The following is a 13007-nucleotide window of genomic DNA, read 5'->3' on the forward strand; positions in this document are numbered from 1 at the left end:
CCCCATTACAGAGATTTTTTCGGCAGGTAAAGCTTTGTCCCGTCCCGCAATCGAAGATGCCCGCGAAACGCCGAAAGGCTCTGAAGGAAGGAGTAGTTCAGATGAACTGTACAAGGAGATCATATCTGTGCGCGGCGCGGTCCTCTTGTTTGCAGGGGCGGAGGGTGACGCGGCTTTCCCTTTTCGCCGTCCTGTTCGTCCATATTGTTTCGGCGAACCTGCCCGCGGCGAAAGCGGCTCCGCCTCCGAACCGCCCCGTCCCCGTGGAGCTCTTCGTGGCGAAGGAAAAGGATATGGCGCTGGCCCGAGAGTATATCGGGCACGTGGAAGCCGTTCAGGCCGTCGAGCTTCGTCCGCAGGTGTCGGCCGTCATTGAAAAGGTCGAATTCCCGGAGGGGGCCGAAGTGAAAGAGGGACAGCTGCTCTTCACTCTGGATCGACGTTCTTTCTCCGCGGCGGCGGAACTGCGCAGGGCGGAACTCGCTCAGGCCCAGGCCGACAGGGACAGAGCGCGGCGCCTCCTCAAACGCATGGAGGCCGCCGATAAACGTTCGGTCACGGCGTCGGCCCTTGACGACGCTCGTTGCGCCGTGCTCGACGCCCGGGCCAAAGTACGGAGGGCGACGGCGGCTCTGAGGATGGCCGAGATCGACCTGGAACGAACGAAAATCTGTTCGCCGATCGACGGCCGCATCGGGGCGGCGCTGGTCACCCGCGGCAATTACGTGACTTCGGCGACCCCGCTCGCACGGGTGGTGCAGACCGATCCCATACGCGTCTCATTCGCTCTGTCCGACCGCGAGTATCTCGCCGGCCGGGCGTTTTTCGCCGGCGGCACGAAGGGCGCCGGTACATTCTCAGTTCGCGCCGTCCTACCTGGCGGAGTGGAACTTCCCGGCCAAGGGCGTCCGGATTTTATCGATAACCGCATGAATCCCGGGACAGGAGCCATCCTCGCGCGTTGCCGCTTCGACAATCCGGACGGATTGTTGGTACCGGGAGGGCTGGTGACGCTCCGGGTACTCCGTTCTGCGGGGCCGGTCCTGACTGTGCCGCAGGAAACGGTCGTTTCCGACCGGCAGGGCGATTTCGTCTGGTTCGTCGACGACGGCGGGATCGTCTCTCGCCGTTCCGTCGTCGTCGGTCAGACTGTGGACGGGCTTGCCGAGATCGTCGAAGGCCTGGCCCCCGGCGACCGCATCGTGCGCCGGGGGATGCAGCGCGTGCGGCACGGCAGCGCCGTAACGGCAATAGCGCCGCCTGAGGAACGGTGACGACGTCATGATCTCGAAGTTCTTCATCGATCGTCCGCGTTTCGCTGTCGTTCTTTCTCTTCTCATGTCCGTCGTCGGAGCGCTGGCGCTCTTTCTGCTTCCCGTCGCCCAGTACCCCGAGATCGCGCCGCCGACGATACGCGTCTCGACCGTTTATCCCGGCGCGTCGGCTCGGGTCGTGTCCGACACGGTAGGAGCGCCGCTGGAAAAAGCCGTCAACGGCGTCGAAGGTATGATGTATCTGTCGTCGTCGGCTTCGGATTCCGGGGCGTACGTCATGAGCGTGACTTTCGAGCTCGGCACCGATCCGGATATGGCGCTGGTCCGGGTGCAGAATCGAATGCAGCTCGCCTTGCCTCAGTTGCCCGTCGAAGTGGTCGCCCGCGGACTCTCGGCGTTGCCGGTATTCATGTCGCCCATCGCTCAGCTGAGTTTAGTCTCTCCCGGGGGGACTCACGACCTGCTGGCGCTGAACGATTACATGAAAAACAACGTCAAAGACGCCATCGATCGCGTCGACGGCGTGGGAGACTCGTTCCTCATCGGTTCGGGGCGAAGTCTCAGAGTCTGGCTGAATCCGGAACGCATCGCCAACCTGGGACTTTCCGTCGACGACGTGGTAGCGGCGATACGGAGCCAGAACCGGCAGGCGGCTATCGGAGCCGTGGGGATGGCTCCGGGCAACGAAGGGACTCCGATAGCTTATTCCCTCGAAACGAAAGGACGTCTGAACGACGCGGAGGATTTTAGAAACGTGATCGTGCGTACGGATTCCGACGGCAGTCGCGTCACTCTCGGTCAGATCGCCCGCATCGAGATTGGAGCCGAGAGTTACGGCTTCGAAGGGTTTGTCAACGGGGCTCCCTCGTCCAGCTTGAAGATCAGCCAGTCGCCGGGTTCCAACGCCTTGGAGGTCATGGCGGCGATCAGGACTCAGATAGCCCGTCTGGAACGGGATTTCCCGAACGACATGGAAATGGCGATCGTCTACGATGCGACGGCTTTCGTCAGAGCGTCTTTCGTGGAGATCCTCGCGACGCTGGGGCTCACCTGTCTGCTGGTTGTCGTCGTATGTTACCTGTTCCTGCAGAGCTGGAGAACGACTCTGGTGCCCGTGGCGGCCATCCCCGTATCCTTGCTGTTCGCGCTCGCCGGGCTGTCCGCCCTCGGGTACAGTCTCAATATCCTGACGCTGTTCGGGTTCATCCTGGTGATCGGCACGGTGGTGGACGACGCCATTCTCGTGGTGGAGCGGGTGCAGTTCGTCATGGAACGGGACGGCGCCGATGCCCGCTCGGCAACGGTCCGCGCCATGAAGGATATCACGACGCCTATGGTCGCCACAACGATGGTGTTCCTGGCTATCTTCGTCCCCGTGGCTTTCATGAAGGGGATGACCGGCATCATCTACCGGCAGTTCGCGGTCACCATCGCCCTCGCCGTTTTGTCTTCGCTGGTCGTCGCGCTGACGCTCAGCCCCGTGATGTGCGCATCCCTGCTTTCCGCCGCCGCACCGACGGCGAAAGGCCCGCTCGCATGGTTCAACCGTCTGCTGGAACGAACCCGTTCAAGCTATGTGAGGGGATCGGTATGGATCGCCCGCCGTTCCGCCGTAACGCTGCTGCTGTTCCTTCTGATCGGCTGCGCGGGATGGTTCATGCGGAGGAAGATCCCCACGTCGTTTCTGCCCGACGAGGATCAGGGCTGCGCTTTTCTCGTCGCTCAGCTGCCCGAAGGGGCTACCAGGAGCCGGACGGTCCCTTTGATCGAAAGGCTGTGCCGTAGGGTGGAAGACGTGCCGGGGATCGAGTGGGTCCTGGGTTTCCCGGGCAACAATTTCATCGGCGGATTCGGAGCGGACGAGAGCGTGGGCTCTGTCTGGGCGACTCTCGAGGACTGGTCGGAACGCTACGCGCGCGAGGGGCAGGATCTGAACTCCGTCATGGCGAAACTGCGCGGCATCGCCGCTTCGGTTGCGGAAGCGCGGGTGATGGTGTTCACGTTGCCGCCCATCCTCGGCGTCAGTCTGAGCGGAGGACTTGACTTCCGTCTCCAGTCGCGCCGGGGATTCGATCCCGCCGAACTGTATCAGGTGCTCCTGGATTTTCAGGGACGTCTCGCCCGGTGTCCGGAAGTGCTGTTCAGTTACAGTCCTTACACCGCCAGCGTGCCTCATATGCGTCTCAACGTCGACCGCGCCAAAGCGGAAGACCTGAACGTACCGATCTCGTCGGTTTTTTCGACGCTCCAGTGCTATTTCGGCACTTACTACGTGAACGACGTCAACCTTGGGAACCAGACCAACAAGGTCCTTCTGGGAGCGGACGCGCCGTTTCGGCAGAACGTCGACGGGATGGCGCGGATCCATGTCCGCGGCAGGACCGGACGGCAGGTGCCCCTGAGCGCTTTGGCGGCGACGGAAAAAAGCTTGGGGCCGAGCGAAGTGGATCGCTACAACCTCTATCCCGCAGCCGCCGTTACCGTAAGACTCAAACCCGGCGTCAGCACCGGGCGGGGGATGGCTCTCCTTGAAGAACTGGCAAAAGAACTGCCCGAAGGCTATGGCTACGAATGGTCCGGCATGAGCTTTCAGGAAAAGCGCACCGGCGAATCCGGCGAACTGAGCCGCGTGCTGTTGCTGGCGCTGCTCTTCAGCTATCTTTTCCTGGTGGCTCAATACGAGAGTTGGACGCTGCCCCTGTCGGTGCTCCTGTCGCTGGTAACGGCTTTCGGCGGCGCTCTGGCTGGCGTGTGGATCATGAAGCTGTCGCTGAGCGTCTATGCCCAGCTGGGGATCCTTCTGCTCGTGGGACTGGCCTCGAAGAACGCCATCCTCATCGTCGAATTCGCCAAAGCGCTGCGGGAACGAAACGGACTGTCGATCCTCGACGCGGCCTCGCAGGCCGCCCATGAACGATATCGCGCCGTGCTGATGACGGGTCTGACCTGTGTCTTCGGCATCCTGCCCATGCTTTTTGCCGCAGGCGCGTCGTCGGCCAGCCGAAGGGCCGTCGGCAGCGTCATGGTGTTCGGGATGGCGATCGCTACGGTATTGGGCGTTTTCCTGATCCCCGGGCTGTTTGTCCTGTTCGAAAGACGTGCAAAAAGCGGCGGCGCTCCCGCCGTCACGCCGAAGAAGACGAGGTGAGACCGACGCGATGAACGGGAAAAAATTTGCGCTTGCCGCGCTGGCGACAGCGGCGCTGACGGCACTGGTTTGTCCGCAGGGACGCGCCGCGCGGAGGACGGAAAAGGCAAATGAAGGCGACTGGCTGCGTCTGGCGGAACGATATCCTTTGACGGCTTCTTCGGCAAACGGAGAACGGCTCTCCGCATCGGTTCTGGCCAGATGGTGGGACGCGCTGGACGATGAGCTTCTGCCGGAACTGATCGTTCGCGCCCTGAAACATAATAAAGATATGGACGCCGCGCTGGCGCGGGTATACGAAGCGCGGGCAGCGCTGGGCATTGCCGAGGCCAGTCTCTCGCCGACCGTCAGCTTGGGCGGGAAAACCCACAGAAGCCGGATTTCCGACAACACGGGAGGAACGGGAGAACGCAGCGGACACCGTTTGGGGTTCGACGCTTCATGGGAGATCGATCTGTTCGGCCGGCTGCGCCGGGGCGCTTCGGCGCGACGCGCCGACCTGGAAGCCGAGGTCGCCGGACTGCAGAACGTCTGGGTCTCGATCGCCGCCGAGGTGGCGCTGAACTATGCCGATTACCGTTCGCTCCAAGCCAGGATCGACATAATGGAACGGAATGTCCTGCGTCAGGAGGACATGCTTCGTCTCGTCGCCTCGCGCCGCGCAGCCGGCCTGAGCGACGGACTGGCGGAACAGCAGGCGCGGTACGGCCTGGAGTCGACCCGCGCCGGTATTCCGCCGCTGAGGTCTGCTCTGGAAGCGAAGAGCAACGCCCTCTCCATTTTGATCGGAGAGATCCCCGGTTCTCTGAACGACGCGCTGGCTTCCCCTGCTCCGGTCCCCCGACCGAAGGCCGCTCTTGTGACGGGAATCCCCGCCGAGACGCTGCGCCAACGCCCGGATATCCGCATAGCCGAACGTCGTCTGGCTGCGCAGGCGGCGCGGAAAAAAAAGGCCGCTGCCGAGCTTGCCCCTCAACTGCGCCTGTCGGGTTCCGTCGGTTTCGAATCACTGAATTCAGGAAACCTTTTCTCGCCCGGATCGCAGGGATTTTCGATCGGCCCCCTGATCTTCAGTTGGCCGCTCTTCAACGCGGGAGCCCTGCGCCGCAACGTTCGGGCCCAGGGTGCGCGTGAAAAGGCGCTGCTGGCCGCCTATGAAAAGACCGTGCTGAAGGCTGCCGCCGAAGTGCGCGACGCCCTTGCGGCCTACGGGCAGGAAAATTTGCGCCGGCAGTCCCTGGAAGCCGGGCGTTCAGCAGCCCGGCGCGCGCTTGAACTTGCCGAAGACCGCTATCGTCAAGGGCTGTCCGATTTCAGCGAAGTGCTGGGAGCACAGGGCGCGCTCCTGTCTCTGGAGGACGGACTGGCGGCAAACGCCGGCAACATGACCGGCGCTCTGATCAGACTTTACAAGGCCCTCGGAGGAGGCTGGGCGCCTTTGTCCCCGGAGGGAAGACTTCAGCCGATCTCCGACGCCGTCAAGCACGGACGGTAGCCTTTTCGCACTTGCAAAGCGCAAACTTCATTTCGCGCGTTTCCCATGCGATATTTTGGGACCGCGGCAGGTATCTGACTGTAACCCCAGTCCATGCCGAAAACGTGCTCCCTTGCCGACGAAAGCCGTCAAACGACGTTCCGCCCGTTCCGGTTTCGCGCGAAACTGGAACGGGCGGAACGATTATTTATTTTAGTGCATGTAAATTAACTCATTATAATGACTGCGTTTGCGAGAAATGTTCCACGTGGAACATTTCGTATAGGTGTTTGGAATAGCATCTGCTGACACTACTCCAGCTTCGTCGCCTACACAAGCTCGCGCAGGAACCGCGCGGCGATGGAACGGGCGAGGACCACGGGCTTGCCGGTGATTCGGCGAACCTGTTCCTTCATCGCCAGCGTGTAGCCCATGCAGTCCATGACGAGAGCGTCGGCGCCCCAACGGGCGAGTTCTTCCGCCGCGGCGGGGATCGTTTCTTCGGGACGGACGTAGGGCGATGCGCCAATGGAACGATTTTGCTCGGTGATCTGCGACCAGCGGCGCGACGACTGTTCCAGCTGATCCGGCGACGGCATGAAGACGCCGAGTTTCGCGCCGGCCGGCACGACGGCCTGAACCATGTTGAACAGGATTTTCTGCGGCCTCAGCAGCAGCCCGCCGGTTGGAAAGTCGGGGAACTCGCCCGTGCAGAGCAGCAGGACGGCGGGGATCCCCGCGGCGAGGTGGGCGGCGATCTTCTGACGCACCAGAGGTGTCACTGCACGTTCGCAGATTTTCACAGACGTGCCGTCGGCCATTCTCGTGACCAGCACATAATCGCCCGGGCGCGGCGCCATGGCGGCAATCTGTTCGGAACTCAGGCCGTCCAGCGCTCCCGCTTCGATCAGTTCCACTTCCGCCCCGAGGATCTTCATAAGGTCAGGCGTGACGTCTGTTCTTGGCGCCTGCCCAATGGTGACGGTCCCTACGCGCAAAGTCATGGCCGGGCCTCTTACGCCTGAGGATCCGCCGGCGGCAGATCGCCCATGCTTTGAAGTTTGTTCATGGCCCCGTAACGTTTGAGGGTCAGATCGAATTCTTCCTCGCTGTAAAACTTGCACTTGCCCTCGCCGAACGCTTTCGCCGTTTCGATGGCGAAGCGCACGGCCGCCTCGATGTCTATCGGTTGCGAGCTTCCCGTAGCACAGCCGGGGACCGTCGTCTGCGACGTCAGCGCCACGCCGACGACCGGCGCTTTGGTGGCCGTGCAGGGCTGGAGGATGCTGTTCAGGTGATAGAGCCCGTTGCCGTAGGGCGTGATGTCGGTCATGCTGAGGGGAAAAACCTTGGGCAGCTCCCCCGTGACGGAGCTCATGATCTCGAGCAAATCTTCGCTGACGCGCAGGATCCAGCCCTCCTTGGCCGTCGGCGAGATGGCAAAGCCGCGGGCGTTGACGATCCGGTTGCCGCGCGTCGTGTCGATGGACAGGACGGCGTCCAGCTCCTCGCCCATTTCTTCGCGGTTGGCGATGGTCATGTTGATGGGAGAACCCATGAACGGCACGGGATCGTGAGGGCGTGTAGGAGAATTGGGGCAGATGTGAGTGGAGACGAACACGTCGCCTTTGAGCGCGTCGCCCTTTTTCGCCATGTCGCCCAGTTTCATGGCGACGGCCACGGCCGACACGGCGCCGTCGCCGTCGGAAACGAGCCCGATCCGTTCGGGGCGCGCGCCGATGCCGCCGAGACGGCCGACGATACCGATGGTGGGGGCTGTGCCGCCGTTATGTTTGCCTTCGGAGCCGTAGAACCACGTTTTGACGAAATCAGTGCTGCCTTTGGGGCCGTGAACAGTTTTGACGGAGATCTGTTCTTCCGGCACGCCGGCGGCCATCAGCGCTTGTTTGACGCTCTCGCCGCTTACGGACGGCGAGTCGAGCAGTTCAAGCGCGTTTATCGTATAAAAAAGAGACATGATTGGTACCTCCTTGATTTTCTACGTCTATTTTTTCTCTTCGGTCATTGCGAACGCGGCGGCTGCGCTACTTCAGCGTGACGTAGGGCAGCACGTCCCTGCCGACGACCTTCTCGATAGGTTCCAAAAGTTCCCGGCAGAACATGCCTGCGCCAAGAGGGATCCTGTCCGCAGGGACCAGCGTCACGAAAACGCGCCGCCCCTTTGCGAGCTCCGCCGTGGTGACGGGAAGTCCGGTTTCTGCGTCCGTGGTCATGATCAGATCGGGGAAGGTCCCCAGCCGTTCGCCGCCGCGGTCCAGCGTCATGAATTCGTTCCAGAACGCGAGTTCGCACCCGCCTGCGGAAACGACGCCATGGTCGAACCCGCCTTCGGTAATCAGGTCGATAGCGTCCACCGTGCCCGCCGTAACGACGCGGCCGCCGAGAAAGCCGACCGCCGCCTGGACAACAGCTTCGGCTCCGCGGGAACGGGCTTCAAGCATTTTCGTCCCAGTTTCGATGGCCAGCATCACGGCTCCCGGCGCGGCATGTTCTTTCAAATAATGGGCTTTGACCGGATTACGGGCCACCGCAACCAGTCCTCCGGCCTGAACGGCGCACTGCCGCACAAGCGCCGCTACGGCCTCCATGGGGCCGCTGAAAGCCGCTTCGAGGTAGCGCCCCGTCTCGGGATTTCCTCCCGCCGCCGTCTGCTTCGAAACGTAACGATTGTCGCGGTGCAGCGCCATGGATCCCATGACGCCGGTGGGATGCGCGCGTCCGTTGCACGGCGCGTCGATCAGGGGCAGTCCGCTCATGGCGGCCGGCAGCCAGCCGTTGAACGTCGAGCCGCCGCCATTTTCGTTGGTGATCAGTCCGGCCGGAGGCGACACGTCCAGTTTTGCCATCAATTCAATGACACGCATGGCCGCTTCGGGCTTGGCCATCGCTTCTTTCGAGGCCGGCGCCCCCACCGCCGAACAGGTGACGACGACCGCTTCGGGATCGATCTCGTCCAGCGAGACCAGTTCCAACGGACCGGCGGAAAGAGCCGCTTCGCCGAGCGCGCGCCCCTTGGCCATCGAACCGCCGCCGCCACCGCCGAGAAAACAGCCGCCCAGCAGCGCGGCTTCCACGTGTTCCTGAGTCAGTTTCAGCCGAGACATGCAAAGACCTCCTTCAACACAAGGCCGTCCACAGGCAGGCAGCCGCGCAGCGCAACGGATCCAGCACCGGCAAGCCGACGCGGCGGCGCAGCTCCGGAGCGGCGTTGATCGTCGCCAACCCCGTGCAGGCCAGAAGGAGCAGCTTGGCGCCCTTGCTTTTCAGCGCACAGCCGGCTTCCGCGAGCGCGTCCATCGCGTCGGGGCGGAACAGATCCAGCGTCGTATGGATCTGCGGCGGGCGCAGAGAACCGACGATACGGCCGCCTAAAATTTTTGCGATCTCTTCCGGCACGTTGTCCGTGATCCCCAGCACTCCCACGGGAACCCCGTAGGCGCTGGCCACGTGCGCCATCGCCGTGCCGGCGCCGATGACCGGGACGTTGAGCTCCCGTTGAAGGATGCCGACGCCGGGATCGCCGGCGCAGCTGATATAGACGGCGTCGACGTTTTCGTCCGCGAAAGCGCGCCCCAGCGCCAGCACCTTGGGCAACGCCTTCGCATGACTTGCCTCGTCATGGATCCCTTCGTCCTGATCGGCGATGCACCGCGATTCGACGGACAGACCGGGAAAACACGATTCGATCATGCGTCCGTGAAGCTGGAGCAACTCCTGATCCGGCGTCGTCAGGACGCGGATCAGACCGATTTTTTTCTTCTCCGACATCGAATTTTCACACCCTTTCACGGCAGCGCCGTTTTTATGGAAGCACGGCGCTGCCGGTCACGTCGAAGATACAATGCGCTTACCACCAACCGAAGGAACGCCCGATGGCGTTGAAGAAACCGAAAAGCCCGTCGCCGGCCACGAAACCCGCGCCGTAGAGCTGCATCGCCTCTTCGTGGTTTTTGATGAAGAGCGCCCGCAGGATCAGGGCGACCACCAGGCCGACGCCGTAAATGGGGTTGCGGATCAGCAGTCCCGTGGCGCAGAGAATGCCCAGCGCCTTTTTCGAACCGCCGGCGACCTGCAGAAGCGCGCCGGGGACGGCCCAGCACAGCATTTCAAGAAGGATCGCATAATCGGAACCCGCCTGGACCGTGGCCGCGAAAACCCGGCTGACGGGTGGAAGCAGATTGAGATTGAAATGCATCTTCATCAAAAGTCCGACCACCACAGCAGCGATCAGGCCGCCGAAGAGTTCGGAAAACATCTGCTGGCGACGTCCGTCCAGTTCGTACTCGCGATTCTTCCCGCTTCCTCTGATGACCCAGCCCGTCTTCAGATCGTATCCCATGTCGGCAAAACATGGGCCCGTGCTGGAAACGAAGCCTGCCAGCACCGCCAGCGCCGCCGGCGGAAAGTTCATGAACAGGCCGAGGCTGACGAAAATCACGGTCACGGCAAAACCGGGGAACCAGCCCGAGAACATGGCGCACAGCCCGACCAGGATTGCGGCGGAGATCGACGAAAACGTGCACCAGACACCCCAGAGAATGAGCTTGGGTGTCTCCATGGAAGTCATGAACCCGGTAATGGCCGCCAAAATGACAGCCGCCACGGCGAAATATCCAATATGGGCGGCGATGGCTTTCTTAGCCGCCGCGTGAGTCACCGTGGGCGCGCTTTCGGACGAGAACTCGCGGACGGATTTTTTGAAGATCATGACGAGCGCCTGGATCAGCGAGATCAGCCCGGCGCCGATCATAAAACCGTGCGGGATGTACGTTTTTCCGAGATCTGCCGGGAGATTCGTCAGTCCAAGAGAACTGAGCCAAGGGACAAGGCTCGGATAATAGCCGCGGATCAAAAGCCCCGCGGCCAGAGCCGACATGGCCCATGGGTTGGCGATAAACGCGATGCCCACGCCGGCCATGGGAAGACCGCCGGAAAGAAAAGGCTTGATCCGGCATCCGGCGCCTGCCGCGCCTAAAACGATGCCGCTCAAAAGCGTACGTCCTTTTTTACCGCCTTCGTCTCCAGCGATCAGCGCTTCCGCGGTGGCGATCCCCGGCGCCCACGATTCCCGGGCGGGGAACATCTCGGAATCGAACAGCGAATAAACGAGATGCATGCCGATCAGCGTCGCCATACCGGATCCGATAAGCATCGGCACGATCAGGGAAGGATCGCCGAAAACGTAGAGGATCCCCACGGCAAGCAGGCAGCAATTGGCCGCGCCGAATCCGGCGGCCGAAGCCATCGTCTGCACCAGATTCTGTCGGTCCAGGCTGCGGAATCGGCTCAGACTGGCGAAGGGGATTCTGGCAAGCGCCATGGCGAACAGCGCGCCGATGACGGATGTGTTCGGCGTCGTTCCGATGCGGGAGATGATCTGCATACAGATGACCGCCGAAAAGACGGAAACCAGCGCGCTGATGACAAACGTTTGCCCTTCGAAAGCCTTGACGTGCGGAACTTTTTTCTCTTCTGACATGTGACTGACCTCCTGACCTTCGTCGAAAATGGTAAGACCTTCTCAAAAGAAATGCCTGTACATAACCCTCCCGTCGATAAAGTTTTTAGAGATCTTATGTCAATAGCCAATAAAAAAGTCACCATAACTGCTCATTAAAAAAGTCACCCCCTCACACTCTCATCACAGCAAGACACCTCGAAAGAACTCCCCATCGTGCCGCCATAACAACGTCTACGCGAACGTACATTTATCCCGACATGTGCTATGATATCCCTGCCTTTTGACGACGCCACGCCGCCATGGGTGGTCCGGAGCGGGCTTGTGCGCTTTCACAAGCCCGCTTTTCCGTTTCTTTGCCGATGCCTCATCGGAGTCGACTCGTTTTTGACTTTCAACCTCCTTCATCTCGATCCGTCTGCCCTTGGAAACACCCCAGATCCGCCCGGTCGACGTTTCACGCACCTCAACCGTCGTTTGGGCCATCCCGAGGCAATCGTCCGCCGCCGGAACGTACCGACGACCTCCGTAGGAGATCATGCCGCCGTGATCCGTCCTGCGAGATTCGCGACGCGCAAAGAGAAAATCCAAATCGACTTTTCCTTCCGGCTTCACATAAACGTCCTCTCCCTCAGCCGGCGTGACGGCAAACTTCCGATTGTGCCTGGCGATGAGCTTGGGCAAAACCTCGTTGGCCGCCGTGATATCCGAGACGCCAAGCAGCCTCAGCTCCCCGGCAGCCTGTCCTGCATCGTGTTCCAAAGACGTTCGACACGCCCCTTCGCCTCCGGCGTCAAGGCAAAGATCTGCCCGATCCCAAGATCCTTCAGCCCCCGTCCGAAACAACTTAACGGCTCCTCCTTCCCCGCCTCATTCCCTTCATTTTCTTCATTCCCTTCGATCCGATCCTCATCATCCTGCGCCCGTGCCTTTGGAGAGCGGAAAATCGTATGCCGGTCGCTGTAAATCGCCATCGGCAGCCCATACCCCTCGATCCCCATCCCCAGCGCGGCGACATAGCCCGCCATACATTCGTTCTCAGTGAAACAGGCGCCAGTCACGATCCCCGTCGCATCGTCAATATAAGCGTGCAGCGTCGCGCGCCCGTTCCCCCTGCCAAACCATTCAAACGACGTGGCGTCAGTCTGCCACAACATCCCCGCGGCCACCTTCCGCGGTCGGGAACGGTGAAGCTTCGGCCGCCGCCGCGCACTCTTCTTGCTCCTGATCCCCTCGTCCTTCAGAATGCGGACGACACTCGAACGGCTGATCCCGATCCCCTCCCGTTCGTTCAGGCATTCCGCAAAGTGAGAGAAGTTGAAATCGTAATAGACCTCCTCATACGCCTTCAGCACCGACTCCCGAACCTCATCTCCGATCCTGCGCCGAGACGTTCTGCCGCGGTTGCCATGAACAAGCCCTGCCGCCCCTTGAGCGGCGAACCTCTTCTTGATCCTGATGATTTGCCGTTGACAGAGCCCCAGCTTTTCCGCCGCCTCCCTGTTCGTCATGCGTCCCTCGACAAGCGCTCCGATAATCCTGATACGATCCAGTTCCTTTTGTGACAATGTCATTCGCTCCTGTTTCATGAACGGTATTATCTCAGAGTGACATTTTCTTGGAACAGTTATG

General features: G+C 61.5%; 10 protein-coding genes. 3 read left to right on the forward strand and 7 right to left on the reverse strand.

Annotated features, from left to right (window positions below; all coding sequences use genetic code 11):
• Positions 1 to 164 precede the first annotated feature (164 nt).
• Genes RAH42_RS11900 through RAH42_RS11910 form a run of 3 tightly spaced genes read left to right on the forward strand, consistent with a single transcriptional unit; the run spans position 165 to position 5917 of the window.
• Complete coding sequence (locus tag RAH42_RS11900; RefSeq protein WP_317539595.1) at positions 165 to 1274, forward strand: efflux RND transporter periplasmic adaptor subunit; 1110 nt, start codon at positions 165 to 167, stop codon at positions 1272 to 1274.
• Between the two features lie 7 nt (positions 1275 to 1281).
• Entirely contained in the window at positions 1282 to 4422 is a 3141-nt protein-coding gene (locus RAH42_RS11905; protein ID WP_317539596.1) for an efflux RND transporter permease subunit, read from the forward strand.
• Positions 4423 to 4432: 10 nt separating this feature from the next.
• Entirely contained in the window at positions 4433 to 5917 is a 1485-nt protein-coding gene (locus tag RAH42_RS11910; RefSeq protein WP_078014980.1) for an efflux transporter outer membrane subunit, read from the forward strand.
• 308 nt (positions 5918 to 6225) lie between these two features.
• On the opposite strand, the gene RAH42_RS11915 is transcribed toward RAH42_RS11910, so the two are convergent.
• From RAH42_RS11915 to RAH42_RS11945, 7 genes are all read right to left on the reverse strand, one after another.
• A complete protein-coding gene (locus tag RAH42_RS11915; protein WP_317539597.1) occupies positions 6226 to 6900 on the reverse strand; it encodes an AroM family protein in 675 nt (224 codons plus the stop codon).
• An 11-nt stretch (positions 6901 to 6911) separates the two neighbouring features.
• Entirely contained in the window at positions 6912 to 7874 is a 963-nt protein-coding gene (locus RAH42_RS11920; protein WP_120373162.1) for a DUF1177 domain-containing protein, read from the reverse strand.
• 67 nt (positions 7875 to 7941) lie between these two features.
• Complete coding sequence (locus RAH42_RS11925; protein ID WP_317539598.1) at positions 7942 to 9021, reverse strand: DUF917 family protein; 1080 nt, start codon at positions 9019 to 9021, stop codon at positions 7942 to 7944.
• Positions 9022 to 9034: 13 nt separating this feature from the next.
• Positions 9035 to 9685 carry an aspartate/glutamate racemase family protein gene (locus RAH42_RS11930; protein WP_120373164.1) on the reverse strand — a complete coding sequence of 217 codons (651 nt, stop codon included), beginning with the start codon at positions 9683 to 9685 and terminating at the stop codon, positions 9035 to 9037.
• Between the two features lie 79 nt (positions 9686 to 9764).
• Positions 9765 to 11396 (reverse strand): OPT/YSL family transporter, encoded by a 1632-nt coding sequence (locus RAH42_RS11935; protein WP_120373165.1) that lies wholly within the window; start codon positions 11394 to 11396, stop codon positions 9765 to 9767.
• 213 nt (positions 11397 to 11609) lie between these two features.
• A complete protein-coding gene (locus RAH42_RS11940; RefSeq protein WP_317539599.1) occupies positions 11610 to 12137 on the reverse strand; it encodes a hypothetical protein in 528 nt (175 codons plus the stop codon).
• Positions 12101 to 12964 (reverse strand): ISNCY family transposase, encoded by an 864-nt coding sequence (locus tag RAH42_RS11945; protein WP_317539600.1) that lies wholly within the window; start codon positions 12962 to 12964, stop codon positions 12101 to 12103. The genes RAH42_RS11940 and RAH42_RS11945 overlap by 37 nt, the downstream gene beginning before the upstream one ends.
• Positions 12965 to 13007 lie beyond the last annotated feature (43 nt).

This window comes from Pyramidobacter sp. YE332 (assembly GCF_033060595.1).
Taxonomy (GTDB): domain Bacteria; phylum Synergistota; class Synergistia; order Synergistales; family Dethiosulfovibrionaceae; genus Pyramidobacter.

Coding starts and splice junctions, on each gene's coding strand:
- RAH42_RS11905 (WP_317539596.1), top strand. CDS start 1,282: ATGATCTCGAAGTTCTTCATCGATCGTCCGCGTTTCGCTGTCGTTCTT.
- RAH42_RS11910 (WP_078014980.1), top strand. CDS start 4,433: ATGAACGGGAAAAAATTTGCGCTTGCCGCGCTGGCGACAGCGGCGCTG.
- RAH42_RS11915 (WP_317539597.1), bottom strand. CDS start 6,900: ATGACTTTGCGCGTAGGGACCGTCACCATTGGGCAGGCGCCAAGAACA.
- RAH42_RS11920 (WP_120373162.1), bottom strand. CDS start 7,874: ATGTCTCTTTTTTATACGATAAACGCGCTTGAACTGCTCGACTCGCCG.
- RAH42_RS11925 (WP_317539598.1), bottom strand. CDS start 9,021: ATGTCTCGGCTGAAACTGACTCAGGAACACGTGGAAGCCGCGCTGCTG.
- RAH42_RS11930 (WP_120373164.1), bottom strand. CDS start 9,685: ATGTCGGAGAAGAAAAAAATCGGTCTGATCCGCGTCCTGACGACGCCG.
- RAH42_RS11935 (WP_120373165.1), bottom strand. CDS start 11,396: ATGTCAGAAGAGAAAAAAGTTCCGCACGTCAAGGCTTTCGAAGGGCAA.
- RAH42_RS11945 (WP_317539600.1), bottom strand. CDS start 12,964: ATGAAACAGGAGCGAATGACATTGTCACAAAAGGAACTGGATCGTATC.